24 protein-coding genes and 2 pseudogenes are annotated in these 23,490 nt (G+C 61.2%); 15 read left to right on the top strand and 11 right to left on the bottom strand.

From position 1 onward, the window contains the following. Positions 1-94: 94 nt before the first annotated feature. Positions 95-481 carry a MerR family transcriptional regulator gene (locus tag ACX3P1_RS04645; protein ID WP_459078382.1) on the top strand — a complete coding sequence of 129 codons (387 nt, stop codon included), beginning with the start codon at positions 95-97 and terminating at the stop codon, positions 479-481. A 120-nt stretch (positions 482-601) separates the two neighbouring features. Here the strand turns inward: ACX3P1_RS04645 and ACX3P1_RS04640 are convergent, their stop codons facing one another. From ACX3P1_RS04640 to ACX3P1_RS04615, 6 genes and pseudogenes are all read right to left on the bottom strand, one after another. Continuing rightward, the gene (locus ACX3P1_RS04640) at positions 602-874 is read right to left on the bottom strand and encodes a hypothetical protein (protein WP_459078381.1); all 273 of its coding nucleotides are present in this window, start codon (positions 872-874) and stop codon (positions 602-604) included. Positions 875-877: 3 nt separating this feature from the next. Then, positions 878-1,690 (bottom strand): Gfo/Idh/MocA family protein, encoded by an 813-nt coding sequence (locus ACX3P1_RS04635; protein ID WP_459078380.1) that lies wholly within the window; start codon positions 1,688-1,690, stop codon positions 878-880. A 34-nt stretch (positions 1,691-1,724) separates the two neighbouring features. Next, positions 1,725-2,063, bottom strand: a pseudogene (locus ACX3P1_RS04630) (Gfo/Idh/MocA family protein); the annotation flags it as partial. 191 nt (positions 2,064-2,254) lie between these two features. Next, on the bottom strand, positions 2,255-3,073 hold the full coding sequence (locus ACX3P1_RS04625) for an SDR family oxidoreductase (RefSeq protein WP_459078379.1): 819 nt from the start codon (positions 3,071-3,073) through the stop codon (positions 2,255-2,257). A gap of 2 nt (positions 3,074-3,075) precedes the next feature. After that, positions 3,076-3,231: a hypothetical protein gene (locus ACX3P1_RS04620; RefSeq protein WP_459078571.1), complete on the bottom strand. Its 156-nt coding sequence runs from the start codon at positions 3,229-3,231 to the stop codon at positions 3,076-3,078. Between the two features lie 122 nt (positions 3,232-3,353). After that, positions 3,354-3,431 (bottom strand): annotated as a pseudogene (locus ACX3P1_RS04615) (hypothetical protein); the annotation flags it as partial. A gap of 392 nt (positions 3,432-3,823) precedes the next feature. Here ACX3P1_RS04615 and ACX3P1_RS04610 point away from each other — a divergent pair. Continuing rightward, on the top strand, positions 3,824-5,338 hold the full coding sequence (locus ACX3P1_RS04610) for a DegQ family serine endoprotease (RefSeq protein ID WP_459078378.1): 1,515 nt from the start codon (positions 3,824-3,826) through the stop codon (positions 5,336-5,338). A gap of 43 nt (positions 5,339-5,381) precedes the next feature. Here ACX3P1_RS04610 and ACX3P1_RS04605 read toward each other — a convergent pair whose 3' ends face one another. Next, the gene (locus tag ACX3P1_RS04605) at positions 5,382-5,954 is read right to left on the bottom strand and encodes a GNAT family N-acetyltransferase (RefSeq protein WP_459078377.1); all 573 of its coding nucleotides are present in this window, start codon (positions 5,952-5,954) and stop codon (positions 5,382-5,384) included. Further along, positions 5,951-6,838: a phosphoserine phosphatase SerB gene (serB, locus tag ACX3P1_RS04600; RefSeq protein WP_459078376.1), complete on the bottom strand. Its 888-nt coding sequence runs from the start codon at positions 6,836-6,838 to the stop codon at positions 5,951-5,953. The genes ACX3P1_RS04605 and serB overlap by 4 nt, the downstream gene beginning before the upstream one ends. Here serB and miaA point away from each other — a divergent pair. Together miaA and ACX3P1_RS04590 are read left to right on the top strand one after the other, a co-directional pair. Next, a complete protein-coding gene (gene miaA / locus ACX3P1_RS04595; RefSeq protein ID WP_459078375.1) occupies positions 6,837-7,760 on the top strand; it encodes a tRNA (adenosine(37)-N6)-dimethylallyltransferase MiaA in 924 nt (307 codons plus the stop codon). The genes serB and miaA overlap by 2 nt on opposite strands. A 120-nt stretch (positions 7,761-7,880) precedes the next feature. Continuing rightward, entirely contained in the window at positions 7,881-8,672 is a 792-nt protein-coding gene (locus tag ACX3P1_RS04590; RefSeq protein WP_459078374.1) for a GGDEF domain-containing protein, read from the top strand. 59 nt (positions 8,673-8,731) lie between these two features. Here ACX3P1_RS04590 and ACX3P1_RS04585 read toward each other — a convergent pair whose 3' ends face one another. Further along, a complete protein-coding gene (locus ACX3P1_RS04585; RefSeq protein ID WP_459078373.1) occupies positions 8,732-10,561 on the bottom strand; it encodes an ATP-binding protein in 1,830 nt (609 codons plus the stop codon). 406 nt (positions 10,562-10,967) lie between these two features. Here ACX3P1_RS04585 and ACX3P1_RS04580 point away from each other — a divergent pair, with 406 nt between their 5' ends. The 5 genes from ACX3P1_RS04580 to ACX3P1_RS04560 all read left to right on the top strand — a co-directional run bounded on the left by ACX3P1_RS04580 (position 10,968) and on the right by ACX3P1_RS04560 (position 15,626). After that, on the top strand, positions 10,968-12,749 hold the full coding sequence (locus ACX3P1_RS04580) for an acetolactate synthase 3 large subunit (RefSeq protein ID WP_459078372.1): 1,782 nt from the start codon (positions 10,968-10,970) through the stop codon (positions 12,747-12,749). An 80-nt stretch (positions 12,750-12,829) separates the two neighbouring features. Next, positions 12,830-13,402 carry an acetolactate synthase small subunit gene (gene ilvN, locus ACX3P1_RS04575; RefSeq protein WP_459078371.1) on the top strand — a complete coding sequence of 191 codons (573 nt, stop codon included), beginning with the start codon at positions 12,830-12,832 and terminating at the stop codon, positions 13,400-13,402. Positions 13,403-13,461: 59 nt separating this feature from the next. Then, positions 13,462-14,058, top strand: coding sequence for a LysE family translocator (locus tag ACX3P1_RS04570; RefSeq protein WP_459078370.1), 597 nt, complete (start codon positions 13,462-13,464; stop codon positions 14,056-14,058). A 201-nt stretch (positions 14,059-14,259) separates the two neighbouring features. Continuing rightward, the gene (locus tag ACX3P1_RS04565; RefSeq protein WP_459078369.1) at positions 14,260-14,412 is read left to right on the top strand and encodes a hypothetical protein; all 153 of its coding nucleotides are present in this window, start codon (positions 14,260-14,262) and stop codon (positions 14,410-14,412) included. Between the two features lie 86 nt (positions 14,413-14,498). Then, complete coding sequence (locus ACX3P1_RS04560; protein WP_459078368.1) at positions 14,499-15,626, top strand: ATP-dependent DNA helicase; 1,128 nt, start codon at positions 14,499-14,501, stop codon at positions 15,624-15,626. On the opposite strand, the gene ACX3P1_RS04555 is transcribed toward ACX3P1_RS04560, so the two are convergent. Next, complete coding sequence (locus tag ACX3P1_RS04555; RefSeq protein ID WP_459078367.1) at positions 15,627-16,025, bottom strand: SpoIIAA family protein; 399 nt, start codon at positions 16,023-16,025, stop codon at positions 15,627-15,629. Between the two features lie 112 nt (positions 16,026-16,137). Between ACX3P1_RS04555 and ACX3P1_RS04550 the strand changes: the two genes are divergently transcribed. From ACX3P1_RS04550 to ilvC, 4 genes are all read left to right on the top strand, one after another. Continuing rightward, entirely contained in the window at positions 16,138-16,878 is a 741-nt protein-coding gene (locus ACX3P1_RS04550; RefSeq protein WP_459078366.1) for a pyridoxine 5'-phosphate synthase, read from the top strand. 102 nt (positions 16,879-16,980) lie between these two features. Next, a complete protein-coding gene (locus ACX3P1_RS04545; protein WP_459078365.1) occupies positions 16,981-18,900 on the top strand; it encodes a potassium transporter Kup in 1,920 nt (639 codons plus the stop codon). A 104-nt stretch (positions 18,901-19,004) separates the two neighbouring features. Then, positions 19,005-19,664, top strand: a complete 660-nt coding sequence (locus ACX3P1_RS04540) for a TetR/AcrR family transcriptional regulator (RefSeq protein ID WP_459078364.1) — start codon at positions 19,005-19,007, stop codon at positions 19,662-19,664. A 35-nt stretch (positions 19,665-19,699) separates the two neighbouring features. After that, positions 19,700-20,719, top strand: coding sequence for a ketol-acid reductoisomerase (gene ilvC, locus ACX3P1_RS04535; RefSeq protein WP_459078363.1), 1,020 nt, complete (start codon positions 19,700-19,702; stop codon positions 20,717-20,719). Positions 20,720-20,861: 142 nt separating this feature from the next. On the opposite strand, the gene ACX3P1_RS04530 is transcribed toward ilvC, so the two are convergent. Further along, the gene (locus tag ACX3P1_RS04530) at positions 20,862-21,362 is read right to left on the bottom strand and encodes a BA14K family protein (protein ID WP_459078362.1); all 501 of its coding nucleotides are present in this window, start codon (positions 21,360-21,362) and stop codon (positions 20,862-20,864) included. Positions 21,363-21,531: 169 nt separating this feature from the next. On the opposite strand from ACX3P1_RS04530, the gene ACX3P1_RS04525 reads away from it, so the two are divergent. Together ACX3P1_RS04525 and ACX3P1_RS04520 are read left to right on the top strand one after the other, a co-directional pair. Then, a complete protein-coding gene (locus tag ACX3P1_RS04525; RefSeq protein WP_459078361.1) occupies positions 21,532-22,638 on the top strand; it encodes an endonuclease/exonuclease/phosphatase family protein in 1,107 nt (368 codons plus the stop codon). Between the two features lie 10 nt (positions 22,639-22,648). Further along, entirely contained in the window at positions 22,649-23,365 is a 717-nt protein-coding gene (locus tag ACX3P1_RS04520; protein WP_459078360.1) for a hypothetical protein, read from the top strand. Positions 23,366-23,490 lie beyond the last annotated feature (125 nt).

The following is a 23,490-nucleotide window of genomic DNA, read 5'->3' as shown; positions in this document are numbered from 1 at the left end:
ATTATGGGATGAATCGTCGCTTGATTCCGGCAAGGTTGGCAGCGCAAGACGCCGGCATACTTCGATGTTTTGCCGTGCCGGGTATGGAGCATCGATGCGCGAGTATTACTCGATTACTGAACTGACCCGCGAGTTCGAAATTTCGACCCGTACGCTTCGGTTCTACGAAGACGAAGGGCTGGTCCAGCCTGTACGCAGGGGGCGCACGCGGTTGTTTCGCCCCTCGGACCGCCATCTGGTGCGGCAGATCATGCGGGGCAAGCGTCTCGGCTTCTCGATCAACGAGATTCGCGAGATCATCCAGATGTACAAGACGCCGCCCGGCGAGGTCGGCCAGCTTAAGCTGATGATCCGGCGCATCGAGGAAAAGCGTGAGAGTTTGCGGCAGAAGCGTCGCGACCTGGAAGAAACACTCGCCGAACTCGACCAGGCCGAAGAGTCCTGTGTTGAGCGGCTGGTGGAGTTGGGCGTCAATACCTGACAGCCCCCAATCTCCGACCGCGTCCACGCTGTTACGCGGCGGATTCACATGCAAGGCGCGTCAAGACTTCGCCGTGCGTGCGCCCGTGTCCTGATTGGTCAGGAGACCGCGACGGGGCGGCTACGCATCCGGGCTATGGTCTCGCGCTCGGCGTGTTTGCAGATTTGCGGCGGCGACGCCGGCCCGGATATGCTTGCTGCATACAGCCTTTGCAGGGCATCGAATCGACGATCCCGGCGCGTCGGCATAGACGACGACCTTAGCCAACCCTTGCAGGCGCGCCATGACTTCCGGCTCGAAGATCATGTCGAGCGTGCGGGGTTCCGGGTCGGCAATCAGGATCAGCGGCTTGGCGTCAAGGACACGGGCACTTTCCTTCAGGGCATGCGGCAACAATCAGAGCGATAAACGGCAATCCGCCCAGTCGCCTGATGCGTTGGACTGGATTGCCGCCTCGATGAATTTCACGCCTTTTGCGCCGTCGATGACGTTCGGAAAGGTGAGCAGCCCTTCCGGCAAGGTCCGGCCGGACCGGCGGGCATCGATGGCCACCGCTGCTTCAGTATAAAGATTGGCCCAGGCGTCGGTCAGCGCTTCGGGGTGGCCGCGCGGCATGCGGACAAAACGGACCGCGGGTTCCAGCATGCCCGCACCATAGCCGCGCCCGATGATCTGGGTTGGCGAGTCCAGTGAAGTGAAGCGAACGAAGTCGGGGTTTTCTTGGTCCCACTCCAGCCCGGCCAGAGTACCGAACACGCGCAAGCGCAAGCCGCACTGAGTTCCGGCCGCCGCCTGCGACACCATCAAGGTGCCGGGCACGTTGCCCTCGAAGCGCAGATGCATGAAAGCTGTGTCCTCCAGTGCCTTCGGCTTGCCGGAAACGTGGAACTGCGCCCGAACCTGATCGACATCGCGCCCGGTCGCGAAACAAGCCAGATGATAAGCATGCGTGCCGATGTCGCCGACCGTGAAAACCGGACCACCTTTTGTGGGATCGAGACGCCAGGGTGCGCCGTCTTCCTCGTCGGTAACGTTCAGCGCCCATTCCTGGAAATACTCGACATGGACCTGCCGAATATCGCCCAGCATTCCGGCGCCGATCATTTCGCGCGCTTGGCGAACCATGGCATGCGAAGCGTAGGCGTAGCTGACCACGAACACCCAGGCCGGTTTGGCTCTGCCGGCGCACCAGGTCGAGTGCGTCGGCATTTGTGGTCAGCGGCTTGTCGGAAATGATGTCGATCCCTGCATCCAGGAACGTGGTGGCGACAGCGTAATGGAGGTGGTTCGGCGTGGCGATCACGACGGCTTCGATGCCATCGGCGCGTGCTGACTCACGCGCGGCCATTTCGCGGAAATCGGAGTAGATGCGATCTGGCGGCAGCATCCATTGCTCGCCGGAGCGCCTCGAACGTTCCGGATCGGACGACAATGCACCGGCGACCACCTCCCAGCGGTTGGAAAGGCGTGCTCCGTTGGCATGGATTTCGCCGATCAAGGCTCCCTGTCCGCCGCCGACAAAGCCGAGTCGAAGCCGCCGCGATGGGCGGGGAAACTCCGGCTTCGGTGCATCTGTCGCCATCGTCCAATCCTTCGTTGCCGGTCTGGGGTCTTTGTCGTTCGAGGGAGGAAACCGGCTGGCTCACAGAAAGAATTTGGGGCAGGCGGCGACGCATAAGTTCCTCCCGAACAGTTACGGTCCTACGACGGAAATCCACTATTCATTTCAGTTTTCTATTTATGGAACGTATGTTCTGTCTCGCGTATGGCGAGTCAACGCGCCAACGTCATGGGCGCATCCGGAACGGGCATCTGCATCGCGCCGCCCCAAACGGACTGGTCGTAGTTGATGATCGCGCCGGTCATCATGCCGGAATCGTCAGACGCCATGAAATTCACCGCGCGCGCGGCTTCCTCCGGATCGATCAGCCGGCCGAAGGGCAGGGCGGCGGCGGCCTTGGTCTCCCAATCCGCACCGCCCGAAGATTTTTCCTGCAGCGTCCGTTCGTTGTCGGAAGCCATCCAGCCGACATTCAGCTGGTTGACCCGGATACGGTTCTTCATGACGGCGAATGCGGTATTCCGCGTCAGGGTCGTCAACGCGCCCTTGGAGGCGCAATAGGGACTGATGAAGGGTTGTCCCGCATGCGCCGAGATCGATCCGATGTTGACGATCGAGCCCTCGATGCCGTCGCGGATCATCAAACGGATCGCCTCCTGCATCAGGAAGAACGGCGCCCGTACATTGACGGCGAAAAGCCTGTCGAAAAGCTCCGGTGCGGTGTCGAGTATCGTGCCGCGATCGGTCAGTCCGGCGGCGTTTACCAGGACGTGCACCTTACCGAAAGTTTGGTCCGTTTCGGCCAGCACGTTTCGGCAATCGTCAACACTCTCCATATCGGCCCGGACAAAATGGACCGGAACATTGGTGGCCGCGGTTACGGCCTTGGCGACGGCGCGTCCTTTCGTTTCGTTACGTCCAAGCGTCACGATGCCCGCAGCGCCGGCCTTTGCCAAGCGATGCGCGATCGCCGCGCCCAGTCCTTGCGTCGAGCCTGTTACGACGCAAATCTTTTCATCCATGCGGTTCATTCTCAAGCCTCCACTGCGTATCCGGCTGCGATCATTTCGAGCCGTGGATTCTTCACCGAATCCTGCTCCGCCTCGACCGCGAGCCAGCCTTCATAGCCATGACCGGCCGGCCGAATGCCCTTGCGGGCCTCGGCCTGCGCCTCATGCGCCTCGCGCACTTCCTTGCGGGCGCTGACGGCCGGTACGCCGACATTCCACCAGACGTCGCCCGGCGTCCAGGTGAAGGCGTCGGAAACGATGCGCCACCATTGGCGTTCTGCAGCCGGTTGATGACCGCGTAGCCGCCATTGTCACAGACGATCAGGATCATCTTGTGGCCGGCGAGCACTGAGGAATAGATATCGGAATTCATCGTCATGTAGGTACCATCGCCGATCATGACGATCGGCGTGCGGGTCGGATCGGCCATGGCGGCTTGAGCAAGGGGTGCTTACGCCGCACATCGCCGGGTTGACAGAGGAATGCGCAGAGCGAATGGCGATTTCCAGCGTTCAAAACGTGTTTGATTTCTTTGACGGCCATATCGACCCGAAGCTTCTCGTTCACACCGACATTTCATCGGGCAGATAAGCCGGCCCTGCGTGTTGGCCTGATTGCGCACGCTTTCGGCTTCGCAGCGTTCAGACAGGATAACGCAGGATTTATCTTTCCGGCATGGTCAAGGTCGCAAACGTGCCGTATTCCTTGCCAAGATGAGGCGAGGCGGCATGTGGGTCGCCGAGCCAGCTTTCTTCAATGCCGGGAGTTCATATGACGTCCAGAACCCTTTTGCGCGCACTTGCCAGCACGCACGCCGCCATCGTGGCCGTGGCGCTGCTTGGCGCTGCGGCAACGCCCGCCTATACCGCCCCCGTTACCGGGCATGGTCCGGAATCCGTGGCGGACCTGGCGCAAGGCCTGCTCGGGGCGGTGGTCAACATCTCGACCTCGCAGACCGTCAAGGGGACGGAAGGCCCCGGCGCGGTGCCGATGCCGCAGCTGCCGGAAGGCTCGCCCTTCCAGGACTTTTTCGATGACTTCTTCAAGAATCGCGAAGGCGAAAAGGGCGGCGGTTCGCAGAAGGTACAGTCGCTCGGCTCGGGTTTCGTCGTGGATGCCGACCAGGGCATCGTCGTCACCAACAATCACGTCATTGCCGACGCCGACGATATAGAGGTGAATTTCTCGGATGGCGTAACACTGAAGGCGACATTGGTCGGCACCGACACCAAGACCGACATCGCCGTGCTCAAGGTCGACCCGAAAGGCCACAAGTTGACGGCGGTAAAGTTCGGCGATTCCAACAAGATGCGGATCGGCGATTGGGTAATGGCGGTCGGCAACCCGTTCGGTCTTGGCGGATCGGTCACCCTGGGCATCGTATCGGCGCGTAACCGCGACATCAATTCCGGCCCCTATGACGATTTCATCCAGACCGATGCCGCGATCAATCGCGGCAATTCCGGTGGACCGCTGTTCAACATGGATGGCGAGGTTATCGGCATCAATACCGCGATCATCTCGCCGTCGGGCGGGTCGATCGGCATCGGGTTTTCGATCCCCTCGCAACTCGCCTCGGGCGTGGTCGGCCAGTTGCGCGAATTCGGCGAAACACGGCGCGGGTGGTTGGGCGTGCGTATCCAGCCGGTAACGGACGATATTGCCGAAAGCCTCGGCATGGCGACGGCCAAGGGCGCGCTGGTTGCCGGTATCATCAAGGGCGGGCCGGTCGACAACGGTTCGATTCAACCCGGCGACGTCATCGTCAAGTTCGACGACAAGGACGTTCACGAAATGCGCGACCTGCCGCGCGTCGTGGCCGAAAGCCCTGTCGGCAAGGCCGTCGACGTGGTGATTGTGCGCAAGGGCAAGGAACAGACCGTCAAGGTGACGCTCGGGCGGCTCGAGGATGGCGAGAAGGCGGTGACCGAAGAAGAGGGCACTGCCGGGGAGGATCAGGGGGAGGAAGACAGCGCACCGGTTGCGACCGCCTCGGTTCTCGGCATGACCGTAGGCGAACTGGACGACGACGCGCGGGCGAAGTTCGGCATTGCGGCGGACATTTCAGGCGTCGTGATTACCGAAGTTGCCAAGGATTCGGCAGCGGCCGAACGCGGCATTAAGCCCGGTGAGGTCATCACCGAAGTCGCGCAGGAATCGGTCGCGACACCCAAGGACGTGATGGACCGGATCGGTTCCCTTAAAGAGCAGGGACGCAAGAATGCGCTGCTGATGCTGGCATCGAAAACGGGAGAATTGCGCTTCGTGACGATCCGAATGGATTGAGGGAAACGCCAGAAGCGATTGCTTTATAATGAAGAAAGGGCGGCTACAGAGTCGCCCTTTTTGCTATCTCCCAATCGGCGCGCTTCAGCCTGTAAAAGAGGTGGTGCTTCAGGTGCGGGTGGCTGTCGGACACGCCGGGATGATCGAAGTCGCTTGACGGGTCGGCCTTCATGCCGATGCGTTCCATGACGGCCGTGGAACGGCGATTGGCTGCGACCGCAAAGGAAACGATCTCGTCAAGTCCAAGCGTGTCGAAGCCAAAGGCGAGCCAAGCCCGCGCGGCCTCCGTGACATAGCCGTGGCCCCAGAATTCCGGCGCGACCCGCCAGCCGATCTCGACCGTGCCTTCGGGCAGGAACGGCATGTGATCGGCATCCGTGATGCCGACGAAGCCGATGCATTCCCCGGTGGCGGTGATTTCAGCAGCCGTCCAGCCAATGCCATGCGTGTCGATTCGCTGCCGGAACTCGTCCATCTTGACGTCCGCCAGCGCTCGATCGCGGCGGAACGGAAAGAATTCCATGACCCGTTCATCGGAATTGATGCGATGAAACAGCGCGCGGTCCCGCTCTTCCCAATTGCGCAGGGTAAGACGCTTGGTGTGGATCGGGGTCATGCTGAAAACTCAGCGCTTGCATAGCCTTGCAGATAGAGCAGGGCGGTCAGGTCGCCATGGTCGATACGCACGCCCGCTTCCGCAGCCACGGAGGCCTTGGCGTGCAGGGCCACGCCGCATCCGGCAAGATGGATCATGTCGAGATCGTTGGCGCCGTCGCCTACCGCGATGGCATCGGCCGGCGTCAGGCCGAGACGGGCGGAAATCTGGACGAGCGCGTCGGCCTTGGCGGCACGCCCGAGAATGGGTTCGGCTACCTCGCCCGTGAACCGGTCGCCCTGCGCGATCAGGTGGTTGGCGCGGTGTTCGTCGAAGCCGAGTTTTTCCGCGATGCGGGTCGTGAACACGTCGAAACCGCCGGAAACCAGCGCCGTCCAGGCGCCGTTTGCGCGCATGGTCGCAACCAGTGTCCGGCCGCCCGAGGCCAGCGTCAGCCGGTTGGCGACGATACGGTCCACCACCGCCGCCTCAAGACCCTTCAGCAAGGCCACGCGCTCGCGCAGCGCCGGTTCGAAGGCGATCTCGCCATTCATGGAGCGCGCGGTTATGGCCGCGACATGGGTTTTCAGGCCGATCTCGTCGGCCAGTTCGTCGATGCACTCCTGGTCGATCATGGTCGAATCCATATCGGCGATCAGGATTTTTTTGCGCCTGCCTTGCGTGTCCTGTACCGCAACGTCGATCGGGTGCGGGGCCAGCGCGGCTCGCAGGGTTTTCAGCATATCCGCATGGACGGCGCTGCCCGGCAAGGCGATATCGCAGGCAATTTCGTCGGCCAGCCAGAGAACGGTGCTTGCCTCGACCGCCTTTGCCGCCATATTCGCAATCGCCGGCGACAGTGCGCGGGCGGCGGGGTGAGAAACAAGCGTGGCAACAAGCGACATGACAGGTTCCGGTGCGGGCGAGGGGCGGGTGAAAAACGCTATCCTGATAGCCGGGCCGACCGCCAGCGGCAAGTCGGCCTTTGCGCTCGACCTCGCAGAGCGTCACGGGGGCGTTATCGTCAACACCGATTCCATGCAGGGTTATTCGATCCTGAACGTCCTGACGGCCCGGCCCGGTATGGCGGAACTGGCGCGCGTGCCGCATCACCTCTACGGGCACGTTCATCCGTCCGTCGCCTACTCGACCGGTGAGTGGATGCGCGATGTGACGAAACTGATCGACGACGGGGCGTTGTCGGCTGGTCCGACGATCTTCGTCGGCGGCACCGGGCTTTATTTTCGCGCGCTGATCGACGGTATTTCCGAAATGCCCGACATCCCGACCCCGATTCGCGACCGCTGGCGCACCGAGTTGCATGAACAGGGGGCGGCGCGGCTGCATCAAATTCTCATGAAGGAGGACGCTGGCGCGGCGATGGCACTGAAGGCCAGCGACGGCCAGCGCATCGTGCGGGCGCTGGAAGTGCTGCAGGCGTCCGGCCGGTCCATCCTCGACTGGCAGGCATTGCGCGGAACGCCTCTTGTCGACAGGAACAGCGCCCGGCTTTTCGCAATCGAGCCGGACCGGTCCGAACTGGTTGCGCGCATCGACGCGCGTTTCGACGCCATGATCGGATCAGGTGCTCTGGACGAAGTGGCGGAACTTCTCGCGCTTGATCTCGACCCGGCGCTGCCGGCGATGAAAGCCATCGGCGTACGGGAATTGCAGGCGGCGATGTCCGGAGAGATGACATTTCCTGACGCAATCGAGCGCGCAAAGATTGCAACGCGGCAATATGCCAAACGGCAAACGACGTGGTTCAGGCATCAGTTGGACGCCACCTGGACGAGATTAAGCGGCGGCAAGCGCCTGGATATCTAAATTTTTCGAGTATCGCCAAAAGCGAAGGGCGCAACAAAATACACGTTTTTGTTGTGGAGATTAACGCTCTGTAAGCCGGTGGGTGGCATAACCCACTTCACCGATCTGGCCGGAGAAAATATGCGCTTCCACAAGGCGGAATCAGCCTTTTTCGTCTTTATAGCCGTGATCCTCGCCGCAGGCCTGGTGATGGCGCACGCCTATGATTTCGTGCAAGCCAACGCCACCGACTTCTGGCGTCCTTCTGCGGGCGAGACCCTCGCTTATCTGAACACGCTGCTTTTCCTGACCGGCGTGCTTCTGGCGACGGCCTTGTTCTTCGGCGTTTTCTTCATCTACCCGCTCATCCGCGGTCAGGTGAAGGAAGAAGACAAATTGCGCGCCATGACCGTTTCACTCAGCGCCCGCTCCGAGACACTGGCGCATGCGGCGCTGACCGACGGTCTTACCGGGATGCAGAACCGCCGCTATTTTGACGACGCATTACGCGAATATCTCGTGGAGTTCCGGCGCGTCGAGCGGCCGATAAGCTTGATGATCCTCGATCTCGACCACTTCAAGCAGGTCAACGATACGCATGGCCACGACATTGGCGACGAGGTGCTGAAAGCCGTCGCTAACTGCCTGAAGGACTTGACCCGGCACCACGACGTGGTTGCCCGTCTGGGTGGTGAAGAGTTCGCGGTCGTCACGCCGAACATGGATGCCGAGCTTCTGGCGACGTTCGCCGAGCGTATCCGCAAGGCAATTGCGAACCTCTCGATCATGTCGGGAAACGTGCGGCTACGGGTTACCACCAGCGTCGGCCTGGCTGTCTGGGACAGGAAGGAAACCGCCGAGGAATTTTACCGCCGCGCCGACCGCCAATTGTACGAGGCAAAGCGAACGGGCCGCAACCGGATCTGCGCCTGAGGTCGAAGGCAAGCCGCACTGCCGCTGGTGTTTCCGCCCGGCTTCCGGTCCGGTGGCAATCAGTCGTTCTGCGGCCGCATCCCGAAAGTGGCCGGTTTCAAGCCGTAGCGAAGATCGAGATCGTCACTCGCCTGGATACGCAGTGCAGCGGGCTTCCTGTAGTCTGGATCGCCGGCTTGCCGCGCTGTATCCACTGGCTGAATCAGGCTCATGGCGGGCTGAGGTTTCGTCACATTGCGCAACCGGTCGACGATTGCCGCAAGGTCGACATCGCCGTTGTCTCCGTCGGCATCCGTAACGGTCTGTTTGGCCGCGCCTGGCAACAGAGCCTGATCCAGTTTGGCGAACTTCATCCGCATCGTGGTGGCAACCCCTTCGCCGAAGGCGATGGCTTCGCGCTGGCCCATCGAGGACAGGAACGACAATGTCGAGGCCGAAGAGTCGGCGATGGCCGACCGGATGATCGCCTGATCCTTCTCGTTGGCTAGGCGCATGGCAAAGAAGGTCGAGCACTGCGACAGGATCGTCGGATCGAGTTCTCCGGGCCGCTGCGTGACGACGCCGAGGTAGCAGCCATATTTGCGGCCTTCCTTGGCGATGCGGGACAAAGCGTGCCGCGTCGGCGCGAAGCCGAGGCGGGGATCGGACGGCATATAGCGGTGGGCTTCCTCGCACATCAAAAGCAGTTTCAACCGCCCCTCGCTCCATAGCGCGAGGTCGAAGGCAAGGCGCGCAAGCACGGAGCAGACGGAATTGACCACCTCGGCCGGCATGCCGGCCATTTCAAAACACGTTACCGGGCGTCCCTGGTGCGGAACGCGGAAGATATGGCCGATCGTTTCGTGGATGGAATCCTCGACCATGCGGGAATTGAACATAAAACGGTAGCGCGGGTCAGCGGCGGCGGAATCGATGCGCGCCCTCAGCGATTTGAGGATCGGCCGGTCGTTCTTGCTGTCCAGCATGCCGACGCGCTCATCGATCTGCCGGATGAGGTCGGCGATGCGATAGGGCACCGGCGTATCGGCCGTCATCGTCTCCGAACCCCGCCGAACATAACTGCCGGAATTGCCCGTGCGATAGATGTTCTTGGCAACGGGAATAAGCTCGCGAAGCAGGTCGACCTCTTCTTGTATCGTCTCGCGGCCGCGAAACAGCACTTCGGCAAATTCTTCCAGCCTGAACATCCAGAAGGGCAGGTCGAGCGTCGTCGAATCGATCCTGACACAATATTCGGGAAGAGACGCCGCGAACTCGTTATGCGGGTCGAGGATCAGCACGCGGAGATCAGGGCATGCGGCGATCGATTTGCGCAAAAGCAGCGCAACCGCGGTGGATTTTCCGACGCCAGTGGTGCCGACCACGGCGAAATGGCGGGCCAGCGTGTCGTCGATGGCAATTTTGGCGTCGATAGCCTCGTCCTGGGACAGCGAGCCGATGGTGATCGCATGGCGTCCAGCCAGGTCGTAAACGGCCTGCAGGTCGCGGCTGCGAATGCGATGGGCCAGCGCGCCGATATGCGGATATTCGGTAATGCCGCGATCGAAGAACGGCTTTGCGTTCGGCTCGGAACCATCGCGAACCTCGCCGACAAGCTCCACGCTGACTTCGATGGCGTTTTGGGCCTCGTTGTCCCATGCGCGGTCGGCCTTGTCGATGGAATAGACCAGGCCCACTGTGCGAATGGCGCCGAGATTGATCGAAATCATCTTGCCGACGGTCCAGCGGCCGGTGTCCAGGTCGCCGCTTTCGTCGGCAAAGGCCGATATCACGGCTCGCGCACCGTCGCATTGCACCACATTGCCGAGAATGCGGCGGTCGGCCTGTGCGGCCGCACGACGCTCTTGCGAGGTCGCTTCTCCGGCGGAAGCTTCGCGTTCAACGAACATATATACTTATCCAGTACCCCAGAAGACCCGAACCTACAGGACGCGCGTTAAAGCGAAGTGTTGCCGGATGGTTTCGTGCTCCTTAACGCGCGTTCGAGTATTTGATGCATGCTTGCCGCCGGCAGCTATGCGGCAGGGGGGCTCAGTCTAGCGCTGGCACGAGCCGGCGGCGAGCCAAGCAACAATCTGTTTTCACCCCATTGACGGGGGCACGTTTTCGCCCTTATTGTCCGCGCCCATGAACAAGAAGATCATTCTCGTAGTAGGAAGGCGTGTGGGCAAGGCGGTGTAACCGCCGGGCGAAATCCTCCCATGCGCAAGACACAGGCTCCCTCGGGGGCCTTTTTTATTGCCGAAAACCAGACTAAACCGCTGGAAAAGCGAAAAGAAAACGGAAGCCAGACCGATGAGCAACGGACAAAACGAGCGGCGCGAAATGACGGGCGCCGAAATGGTGGTGCAGGCGCTGATAGACAACGGCGTCAAGCATGTTTTCGGCTATCCGGGCGGTGCTGTCCTTCCGATCTATGACGAGCTTTTCCAGCAGGACCAACTCGAACATATCCTGGTGCGCCACGAACAGGGGGCCGGGCACGCTGCCGAGGGCTATGCGCGCTCGACCGGCAAGGCGGGCGTCATGCTGGTCACTTCCGGTCCGGGCGCCACCAATGCGGTGACGCCGCTGCAGGATGCGCTGATGGATTCCATCCCGCTGGTCTGCCTGACCGGGCAGGTGCCGACCTCGCTGATCGGCTCGGACGGTTTTCAGGAATGCGACACGGTCGGTATCACCCGGCCCTGCACCAAGCACAACTGGCTGGTGAAGGACGTCAACGATCTGGCCAAGACGATCCACGAAGCGTTCCACGTCGCAACGACCGGGCGTCCCGGCCCCGTGGTGGTCGACATCCCCAAGGACGTGCAGTTCGCGCGCGGCATCTATGTGTCGCCACAGACAGCACCCCGCACCAGCTATCAGCCGCAGGTCCAGGGCGACCTGGAGAAGATCAAGGCGGCTGTCGCCTTGATGGCGGGCGCGAAAAAGCCCGTTCTCTACACTGGCGGCGGCGTCATCAACGCCGGCCCGGAGGCCAGCCATCTGTTGCGCGAATTGGTCGAACTGACCGGCTTTCCGATCACCTCCACGCTGATGGGCCTCGGTGCCTATCCGGCGTCGGGAAAGAACTGGCTCGGCATGCTGGGCATGCACGGCACTTATGAAGCCAATCTGGCCATGCACGATTGCGACGTGATGGTGTGTATCGGCGCGCGCTTCGACGACCGCATCACCGGACGGCTGAATGCCTTTTCTCCGAATTCGAAGAAGATCCATATCGACGTCGACGCTTCGTCCATCAACAAGAACGTGCGCGCCGACATCGGCATCATCGGCGACGCCGGTCGCGTGCTGGAAGATATGGTGCGGCTGTGGCGCGCGACCGTGAAGCCCGACAAGAAGGCGCTGTACCCGTGGTGGGAGCAGATCGCCCGCTGGCGCGCGCGCGATTCGCTCGCCTACAAGCCGAACCCGGACGTCATCATGCCGCAATATGCCATCGAGCGGCTTTATGAACTGACCAAGGACATGGACACCTACATCACCACCGAGGTCGGCCAGCACCAGATGTGGGCGGCGCAGCACTATCATTTCGAAAAGCCGAACCGCTGGATGACCTCGGGCGGGCTGGGCACGATGGGCTACGGCCTGCCGGCGGCACTTGGCGCGCAGATCGCGCATCCCGATGCGCTGGTCATCGATATCGCCGGCGACGCTTCCGTGCAGATGACGATGCAGGAAATGTCGGCAGCGGTGCAGCACAATGCGCCGATCAAGATCTTCATACTGAACAACCAGTATATGGGCATGGTGCGCCAGTGGCAGCAATTGCTTCACGGCAACCGGCTGTCGCATTCCTACACCGAGGCGATGCCCGATTTCGTCAAGCTTGCCGAAGCCTATGGCGGTCACGGAATTCGCTGCGACAAGCCCGACGAACTGGACGATGCCATCCGGGAAATGATCTCGGTGAAGAAGCCGGTGCTGTTCGACTGCCGCGTGGCGGCGCTCGCCAATTGCTTCCCGATGATCCCATCCGGCAAAGCGCATAACGAGATGCTGTTGCCCGACGAGGCCACGGACGAAGCCGTGGCCAACGCCATCGACGCCAAGGGCAGGGAACTGGTTTAGTCGATTTCCGATTGTTTCCTGTCGCGATAATCGTGCGGAAACAAAGTGGTAGCTCAAGTTTTTAAGATCGAGATCGCAACATGAACGCACAGCTTCAACCGACCGGATCGGCCTATTTCATCGCCAAGGAAACCGAAAAGCCGGAAAAACACACGCTTTCCGTGCTGGTCGATAACGAGCCGGGCGTGCTCGCGCGGGTCATCGGCCTGTTTTCCGGCCGCGGCTACAATATCGAAAGCCTGACGGTTTCCGAGACCGAGCACGAGACGCATCTGTCTCGCATCACCATCGTCACCAGCGGCACGCCGCATGTGCTGGAGCAGATCAAGCATCAGCTTGAACGCATTGTTCCGGTGCACCGCGTCGTCGACCTGACCGTGCGCTCGCAGGAGTTGGGGCAGGAACGGCCGCTCGAGCGCGAGCTTGCGCTGGTGAAGGTGGCCGGCACAGGCGTCAACCGCGTCGAGGCGCTTCGTCTTGCCGACGCCTTCCGCGCCCATGTGACGGACGCCAATACCGAGCATTTCATTTTCCAGCTTACGGGCAAAAGCTCGAAGATCGACCAGTTCATCGCCATCATGCGGCCGCTCGGCCTGGTCGAGATCTGCCGGACCGGCGTGGCGGCGATGAATCGCGGCGCACAAGGCATGTAGCCAAAACTCCCGGCCTTTGCGCCGGGAAGACGCCATCTATCGAACCTTGGATAAGCCAGATGTCCTACGACATGCTGTTCGCATTGCTCGTCTATGCCTTCGTGACGTCGATCACGCCCGGACCCAACAACCTCATGTTGCTGGCTTCGGGCGTTAATTTCGGGTTCGCCCGCTCTATTCCCCATATGTTGGGGATCGGCATCGGCTTCGTCGTGCTTCTGCTGGCGGTCGGCCTGGGCCTGGGCGCTGTACTGACGGCTTTTCCGGCGTTGCATACCGCGCTGAAAATCGCCGGTGCCGCCTATCTGCTCTATCTGGCGTGGAAGATCGCCATGGCGCGATCCATGAACAGCAAGGCTGGGAACGATGCCCGCCCGCTGACCTTTCTCGACGCCGCCGCGTTCCAGTGGGTGAACCCCAAGGCCTGGGTGATGGCGATCACCGCAATGGCAGTCTACACGGTTCCCGAACGCCCGTTTTTATCGGTGCTGCTGGTGGCCGGCGCGTTCGGCGCGGTGAATCTGCCCAGCGTCTCGGTCTGGGCTGGTTTTGGCACGGCCTTGCGCGGCTTTCTGGCCGACCCGGTGCGGTTGAAATGGTTCAACATCGCCATGGGCCTGCTGCTCGCCGCGACGCTGTGGCCGATGCTGCGTTGAGACTGGCTACTTGCGTGGACGATGCGCCCGCTTTGGCTTTTTGTCTGGGCGCATCACAACTCGGTGGCCTCACGCTCTGATCGCTAAATGTCGATTGGCCCTGGCTTCCCGAAGCAAACAAGGAGTTCCAGACGACGACCGTAGCAGTTCTCATCGGCAGCCTGCGCAAGGAATCTGCGCCAGTCGCTGGCCTTCCTCAACATGCCGGTGCTTGCCCAACCGGAAGCCTATATCGGCAATTCCGCCAGCCTGTTTGCCGAAACCGGCGGGCTGACCAACGACTCGACGAAGGAGTATCTGGTTGCGTTCGGCAAGGCGTTCGAACACTTCATCCGCCACAACGCCAGAAAATAGGCCGGTGCGACTGTTTGCCGGCAGCAGGCGGCGACGGGAGCTGCAAACGCCTTGCCCTGAGCCGCCGAATCCTGTCTCTCAAGGACATGGAATTTTCACCCCAACAAGATGAGGCCCTGAAGGCCGTCGCGCGCTGGCTCAAGGCGAGCCGCCCGCAGGTGTTCCGGCTGTTCGGTTATGCGGGCACCGGCAAGACGACGCTTGCGCGCTATTTCGCCGAGCATGTCGACGGGCAGGTGCAGTTCGCCGCCTTCACCGGCAAGGCAGCCCAAGTGCTGCGCTCCAAGGGGGCGACCAATGCCCGCACCATTCATTCGCTGATCTATCGGCCCAAGGGCGAGGAATCGGTGGAAGACGAGGTGACGGGCAAGACCTCGATGTCGCCAACTTTTTCGCTCAACCGGCAAAGCCCGATTTCGAAAGCGGCGCTGGTCATCATCGACGAATGCTCGATGGTGGACGAACAACTCGGGCGCGATCTGCAAAGTTTCGGCACGCCGATCCTCGTGCTGGGCGATCCCGGCCAGTTGCCCCCGATTTCCGGCGGCGGGTTCTTCACTGAGCACGAGCCGGATTTTTTGCTCACCGAAATCCATCGGCAGGCACGTGACAATCCCATCATCCGGCTGGCGCTTGACGTGCGGGAGGGGCGCGAGTTCCCGCGTGGCGACTATGGCACCGCGCAGGTGATCGGCAAGGAAGAGGTAACGCAGGAACTGGTGCTGAAGGCCGATCAGGTTCTGGTCGGCACCAACCGCACCCGCCGGCGCTACAACCAGCGCCTGCGCGAGTTGAAGGGCTTTTCCGCCGACTACCCGCAGGCCGGCGACAAGTTGGTCTGCCTGCGCAACGATCCCGCCAAGGGACTGCTCAACGGCTCGCTGTGGAAGGTGATGACCTCGTCGCGGGAAACCGTCAAACCCGGCATCAACCTTCTGGTTTCGCCGGAGGAGGACGATCCCGATCGCGGCGTCGCCAAGATCAAGCTCCTGAAAGCCGTGTTTGAAGATCCGGACGCCGACATTCCCTGGCAGCAGAAGAAGCGGTTCGACGATTTCGATTATGGCTACGCGCTGACGGTGCACAAGGCGCAGGGCTCGCAGTGGAACGAGATCGTACTGTTCGACGAAAGCTATGCCTTTAAGGAAACCCGCCAGCGCTGGCTCTACACGGCGATCACGCGGGCGGCAGAGCGGCTGACCATCGTGCGGTAGTCATGCCGGGAGCGGCTTGGCGCCGAGCCATGCCCATGCGTCGGGCTCGTCTTCCGTGTCGAAATGACGAAGGTCGGTCGGCAGCGTCGTGAACAGGCCTTGCACCTGGCCGGTCCAGTTCGGCTCACCGACCGTTGCACATCGCTGGACGTGCTCGATGGCATTGGCCTTTCCACGTTCGAGTGTCTGTCTGGACAGTTCCGCCCAATCGACGCCGTCATGCTCGATGAGGCGCACCAGCACATCGATTTTTGGATGAAGCGCATAGGCGGCCTCCAGCAGCCCGAACAGGTTTTCCGCATCGGCGGCCGAAACATGGCCGACGATATCGACTGCGAGCAGATCGTCTCGGTCGGTGTCGATACGTCGGATAGCGGGCACGGACTCAAGAGAATTCATGATTTTTCCTCGTCCGGGATTGTCATTCCTGGTTGTGGAACACCGAAATACCCCTGCGTGTTCCCTTCAAAGCCTCTATAGGTGGCGCGCCAAGCGATTTCAGAGGCCGATCATGCCCACAAAACTATCCGTCAATCTTAATGCCGTCGCCATGCTGCGCAATCGGCGCGACCTGCCATGGCCGAGCGTTACGGGGCTGGGACGCATTGCCCTTGCGGCTGGCGCACACGGTCTGACGGTTCATCCGCGCCCGGACGAGCGCCATACACGCCTCAGCGACCTGCCGGAAATCCGCGCCCTGATCGATGACGAGTTCCCCGGCGCCGAATTCAATATCGAGGGGTATCCGACGGAGGAATTCCTGGCGCTTGTGGAAAAGAACCAGCCGGAGCAGGTGACGCTGGTGCCCGACGACCCGGCCCAGGCGACGTCCGACCATGGCTGGAATTTTGCGGAAAAGGCCGAATTCCTCGCGCCGATCGTCCGTCGGTTGAAAAAGGGCGGCTTTCGCGTTTCCTTGTTTTGCGATCCCAATCCCGATGATGTGGGGCAGGCAAAGGCAACCGGATGCGACCGGATCGAACTTTATACGGGGCCTTATGGCAGCTTCCATTCGAATCCAGGTAATGCGACCAACGAATTGGAAAGGCTGGTGAAAACCGCTGACGCGGCACTGGCTGCGGGGCTCCAGGTCAACGCCGGGCACGACCTCGTCGTCGGCAATCTGCCGCCCTTGATAAAGCGCATTCCAAGCCTCGCTGAAGTGTCCATCGGCCATGGGTTGACAGCGGATGCGCTCGAATACGGCATGGCGGGGACGGTCGGCCGGTTTCTCAAGGCTTGTGGATGGTGACAAGTCCCCTACATCGGGATTACGCGGGAGGCAACTTGCATTGGTCCTTGATATTGCGATGCAGCAAGGCTAGAGCACCCAGCGCTTAACGGAGAACCGTCCATGGCCCTTGCCGACAATGGTGGTGAGGCAGAGTCCATTGATCAGCTAGGTCAGCCCGAGACAGAACAACACGGCACCAAGGTGCTGATGCTCGGTGCGCTTGGCGTGGTCTATGGCGACATCGGCACGAGCCCGATCTATGCGTTCCGTGAAGCGCTTGTTGCGGCGACGGGACCCGGCGGTGTCGAGCGGGGTCAGATTCTTGGCGTTCTGTCGCTGATCATCTGGTCGCTGACCATCATCGTCACCATCAAATACATTATGTTCGTCTTGCGGGCCAACAACCGCGGCGAGGGCGGCGTGCTGTCGCTGATGGCGCTTGTGCGCAACGCCCTGCAGAAGCGGCCGGCCATCGTTTTGGGCATCGGCATGGTCGGCGCATCGCTTTTTTACGGCGATGCGGTGATTACGCCAGCGATTTCCGTGCTTTCGGCGGTGGAAGGCATCAATGTTATCACGCCAACGTTCGAGCCTTATGTCGTCCCGATGACGCTCGTCATTCTCGCCATCCTGTTTTCAGTGCAGCGCTTCGGTACCGGAAGCGTGGCGATGATATTCGGGCCGATCATGGCCCTGTGGTTCCTGGCGATCGGCTATTCGGGAATTATCCATATCGTCGACGATCCTGAGATTTTGCTGGCGATCAATCCGATCTACATTGTCGGCTTCCTCCAGAACTCACCGGAAGTCGCTTTCATAACGATTGGCGCCATCTTCCTGGCTGTCACAGGTGCCGAAGCGCTTTATGCCGATCTTGGCCATTTCGGCCGCAAGCCCATCGTGCTTGCCTGGCTTTCCATCGTTTTCCCGTGCCTGCTGCTCAATTATGCCGGGCAGGGCGCTTATGTGCTGGCCAAAGGCGGGCAGGTTGGCCATCCGTTTTTCGAGATGAACGAAGGCTGGATGCTGATTCCGATGGTGGCATTGGCGACAGCCGCGACCGTGATCGCCAGCCAGGCGGTTATTTCGGGCGCGTTTTCGCTGACCCGGCAGGCCGTGCAGTTGAACATCCTGCCCCGTCTCGAGATTCAGCACACGTCGGAGAAGCAATCGGGGCAGATCTACATGCCGCGCGTCAACCTGATCCTGGCGCTGGTGGTCATGCTGCTGGTGGTGGGCTTCGAGGAGTCCAGCGCGCTGGCTTCCGCCTACGGCATATCCGTGACGGGCAACATGCTGGTGACCACCGTGCTGCTGTATTTTGTGATGACGCGTATCTGGAACTGGCCGCAGTGGCGCGCGGTAGCCTTGACCGCCGTGTTCGGCTTCATCGACATCGGCTTCTTCTTTTCCAACATCGTCAAGGTTTTCGAAGGCGGTTGGGCCTCGCTCGTCGTCGCGTTTACCGTGGTTTTGACGATGTGGACCTGGGTGCGGGGCAGCCGCTATCTGTTCGACAAGACCCGGAAGAACGAAGTCCCGCTGGATTTTCTGGCGGCCAACCTCGTGAAGAAAAAGCCGCATCTGGTGCCCGGTACGGCGATCTTCCTGACCAGCGACCCGTTCAGCGCGCCGACCGCGCTGATGCACAGCCTCAAGCACTACAAGGTGCTGCATGAGCAGAACGTGATCCTGTCGGTGGTGACGGCGCCCCAGCCGATAGCCTCCCGCGAGGAGCGGGTGAAGATCGAAGCCGTCAACGACCTTTTCATGCGGGTGACGCTGACCTTCGGCTACATGGAGCAGCCGAACATCCCGCGCGCGCTCGCCACCTGTCGAAAGCAGGGGTGGAAGTTTGACATCATGACGACTTCCTTCTTCCTGTCGCGGCGCTCGCTCAAGGCATCGCCCAATTCGGGCATGCCGATGTGGCAGGACCGGTTGTTCATTGGCCTGGCCCGCACCGCGGCGGATGCCACGGAGTACTTCCAGATTCCTACCGGGCGCGTCGTCGAGATCGGTACGCAGGTGGCGATCTAGCTGCGATTATGGAGCCGTCTGCGAATAGCGCTTGACTGTTCAGCGCAATGCCACTTATAGCCGAACCGTAACGTACGGTACGCATTGCTTGCGATGTGTGCCAGATGGCCGGAAGCGACGTGTTGCAGAAAACCGTTCTCAACGAGGACAAAAGGGTCCTGACCGAGCGCCAGCAGACAGTGCTGGACGCGGCGTTGCGCCTTTTAGTCGAGGATGGGGACAATCTGACCATGACGGCGGTGGCGCGGCGCGCAAGCTGCTCCAAGGAAACGCTCTACAAATGGTTCGGCGATCGCGACGGGCTGTTGATCGCCACCGTGCAATGGCAGGCTTCGAAAGTGCGGGTAACGCCGGTCGATCCCGGCAATGTCGATCTCGCTTCGCTGACCGAAAGCCTGGAAGGGTATGCGCGCGATTGGCTCAAGGTCATCGCCAGCGACACGTCCATCGCGCTGAACCGGGTTGCCGTCAGTCATGCGGCGTCCGGCAAGGATAATCTCGGCGCCATCGTGCTCGAAAATGGGCGGTTTGCGCTGGCCAAGCGGCTGAAGCCGGTGCTGGACGCCGGCAAGCGCGCCGGTTATCTCGTCTTCGACAATGCCGAAACGGCGTTTAGAACCTTTTTCGGCCTGGTCGCGCGCGACGTGCAGATCAGGCTGCTGCTGGGCGACTGGCCCGGCCTGACGGAAGCGGCCATAGAAGATGACGCGGCGCGCGCCACAAGACAGTTTCTCGCCCTCTATGGGGCAAGGAAAGATCCATAGAAACCACGGTTTTCAAGCACGGGAAGGAAAGTAACATGCGTGTCTATTACGATCGCGACGCCGATCTCAATCTCATCAAGGGCAAGAAGGTCGCCATTATCGGCTACGGTTCGCAGGGGCGGGCGCATGCGCTCAACCTGAAGGATTCCGGCGTCAAGGAAATCGCCATCGGCCTCAAGGCCGGTTCGGCGACCGCCAAGAAGGTCGAAGCTGACGGCCTCAAGGTCATGACCGTGGCCGAGGTCGCCAAGTGGGCCGACCTGATGATGATGGCCACGCCTGACGAGTTGCAGGCAGACATCTACCGCGACGAGATCGCGCCGAATATCCGCGATGGGGCCGCGATTGCGTTCGCGCACGGGCTCAACGTGCATTTCGGGCTGATCGAGCCGAAGGATACGATTGACGTAGTCATGATCGCGCCAAAGGGGCCCGGCCATACCGTGCGCGGCGAATACCAGAAGGGCGGCGGCGTGCCGTGCCTGGTTGCGGTCAACCACGACGCATCGGGCAATGCCCACGATCTCGCGCTATCCTACGCCTGCGGCGTCGGCGGCGGCCGCTCGGGCGTCATCGAGACGAACTTCAAGGAAGAGTGCGAAACCGATCTGTTCGGCGAGCAGGTGGTTCTGTGCGGCGGTCTGGTCGAACTCATCCGTGCCGGCTTCGAGACGCTGGTCGAGGCCGGTTACGCACCCGAAATGGCCTATTTCGAGTGCCTGCACGAAGTGAAGCTGATCGTCGACCTGATCTATGAGGGCGGCATCGCCAACATGAACTACTCGATCTCCAACACGGCCGAGTGGGGCGAATACGTGTCGGGTCCCCGCATCATCACCGCCGACACCAAGGCCGAGATGAAGCGCGTGCTGAACGACATCCAGACCGGCAAGTTCACGTCGGAGTGGATGCAGGAGTACCGCGCCGGCCTGTCCCGCTTCAAGGGCATCCGCCGCAACAACGACAGCCACCAGATCGAGGAAGTCGGTGCGAAGCTGCGTGCCATGATGCCGTGGATCGCCAAGAACCAGCTCGTGGACAAGGCCAAGAACTGATCCCATGCCTTTTTCGCCTGCACGTCCTGGGTTTTCGGGGCGCACAGGCCGAAGACTCAAGGTTGGAATCAAAAAGCCGGCGAAGCGATTCGCCGGCTTTTTGTTTTAGATAAAGCCGCAGCGCGGGCTGTGCTTTGCTACCTCACCGATATGGCGAATAGCATTGCTGGCGCGGACCGTTATAGGGCTGGAACGTATTGTCCGCTGCGCGGTAGGAGCGGTAGCGGTTGTAGCACCAGCGGACGTGCGCGTTGGAACCGCGATAGACACGACGCGGTTCATAATACCGAATCGCCGGTCCGATCGCCATGCCACCCAGCCCGAGATAAAAGCCGGAGCCGCCATAGTGGCGCCGATGACCGCGCCAGCGCCGATCATTATAGGAGCGGCGATGCGCGTTGTTGTGGTTCCAGCGGTTGCCTTGCCAATGACGGTTGTGCCGGTCACGGCGCCAATAGTCGCCGCGGCTGTTCCCGCCGGCCCACGCGTCGCGTACGGGGATGATTTCAGGCGCCGCTGTGCTCGACGGCACCGAGGGGGCAGGCTGCGGCATGGGTCCGGCGAATGTTGGACCCGCCAGTCCGAACACCAGTCCAAGCGCCATCACGCTTGTTTTGATCGAATGGGCAAATAGCGGTTTCATTTGCACTCTCCAGCAATTCATTGGCCCCGCGCCACGAGTCCGAGAATGGCTACAATGCTGAACCTTTCACCCTGAACGGAGAATGAACGAGAAAGTTCCAGGTGCTGGCCCTGAAGGGATTGGCCCATGTGCCCTTGTTTTCAAGGCCCCCAGCGGGCAAACGTCTTGCATGTCCTTGCGTCTTGCAACGTTTAACGTCGAAAACCTGATGAGCAGGTTCGATTTCTCCGGTTATCAAAACCATGGCCAGGATCGGACACTTTCGCTGTTCGACATTGGCAGCGAAGCCGAGTACCGGGCGTTGGAACAGGCCCGCGCAATCGCGCAATCGGACGATACGCGCCAGCTTTCCGCGCTCGCCATCGCGGCGACCCGCGCCGACATCCTGTGCCTGCAGGAGGTCGACAATATCGAGGCGCTCAAGGCTTTCGAGTATGGGTATCTGTTCAGGATGATCGGCGAGGGCTACCGCCAGAAATACACCACGGCCGGCAACGATACGCGCGGTATCGATGTCGCGGTGATGATGCGCCATGAAACGGCGGACGGCGAGCCGATCGAGTTTGTGCGCATGACCAGCCATGCCGATGTCACTTACGAACAATTCGGCCTGCATACGCCGGAACTGGCGGCCACCGGTAACGCTGCCAACGAGCGTATTTTCAGGCGCGACTGCCTGGAGATAGACGTCACGGTTGGCGGCAAGCCGCTGACGCTCTATCTCGTGCATTTCAAGTCGATGGGGCCGCCGCGCAATGGGCTTGACGGACGCCAGGCCTCGATGCCGATTCGAATTGCCGAGGCTCAGGCGGTTCGCCAAATCATCGAGGAAAGGTTCGGCAAGGAACACGCCGCCAGGAACTGGGCGATCTGCGGCGATATGAACGACTACCGCCAGCGCGTGAAAATCGACGGCGACCAGTTTGGCGGCTACCGCTTCGACGTGCTGGGCGAAGACCGGTCTTGCCTCGATGTCCTTCTGGCCGACGGTTTTTGCGAGAACGTCGTCGAGCGGAGGCCGGAAATGGATCGCTGGTCATTTTACCACACAAGAGGGCCACAGGAGCGACATCTATGCCAGCTAGACTATATCCTGCTGTCCAAGGGGCTTGCCGCGCGAAATGCTGCCGCTATTCCCGATATTGTCCGCAACGGGCAACCTTGGCGCACCGTCTTCCCGCCGGGGCAGGAAGTGGAACGGTTTCCACGCGCAGGCTGGGACAGACCGAAGGCGTCGGACCATTGTCCGGTCGCCGTCACACTGGATATGAGTTAAGGAGCCTGGCATGAGTTTCGATCTCCCGCGAGACGTCGTCCTTCCGGTCGAAAGTATCGACGTAAGGCTCGAACCCGCCCCGCATCCGTTGGAACGGACGCATATGCGGGAGATCGATGCCAACTGGGATTACGAGATTTCCGTCAATCCGCATCTGTTCGATGGACGGGTGGCGCTGCTTTCCGAACTTTCCTACGCCAGCGAGCGGCTTGTCGGACGCTGTCATATCGTGCGCTACGCAACCTTCATGTACTGGCGCAGGAACCGCCAGATGCCGGGTGTCGGCCATGTCTTCGCGCACGCCATGCTCGTCTCGAGCGACAATGCGCTGGTGGCCATCCGCATGGGCAAGCACACGCTGAACGCCGGCAGGGTGTATTTCGCGGCCGGCTCCTTCGAGTTGGAGGATTTTCGCGACGGGCTGGTCGACGTCGACTTCAACATGCGGCGCGAGGTCAAGGAGGAAACCGGCATCGATATAAGCGAGGCTTCGCCTGCCAAGCGCTACTACCTTTTGTCGACGCGCAGCGGCACGGTCATCTTCCGCCGTTATCGCATGCCGCTGACGGCCAATGCCATGATTGCCAGCATCAATGGCTTCGTCGCGGCGGAAGCCAATCCGGAAATAGAGGCGCCCGTCGTCATCCACAGCGCCGGCGACCTGCCCGACGACCTTGCCGGCCATATGAAACCGCTGATCGAGTGGCATTTCTCGACGCAGGGCTGAGAGTCCGTTTGGAAACTCTACCCAGCCGGACATCTGGCGCAATTTTCTGCGCTTCCGGTGCTCACGTACTTGTGTACGCTCCGCTCCGGTTCTCGAAAACCACGCCATATGCCTCGGCTGGGCGA

The sequence above is a fragment of the Mesorhizobium sp. A623 genome, from assembly GCF_054489405.1.
This window is presented reverse-complemented; position numbering and strand designations above follow the sequence as displayed.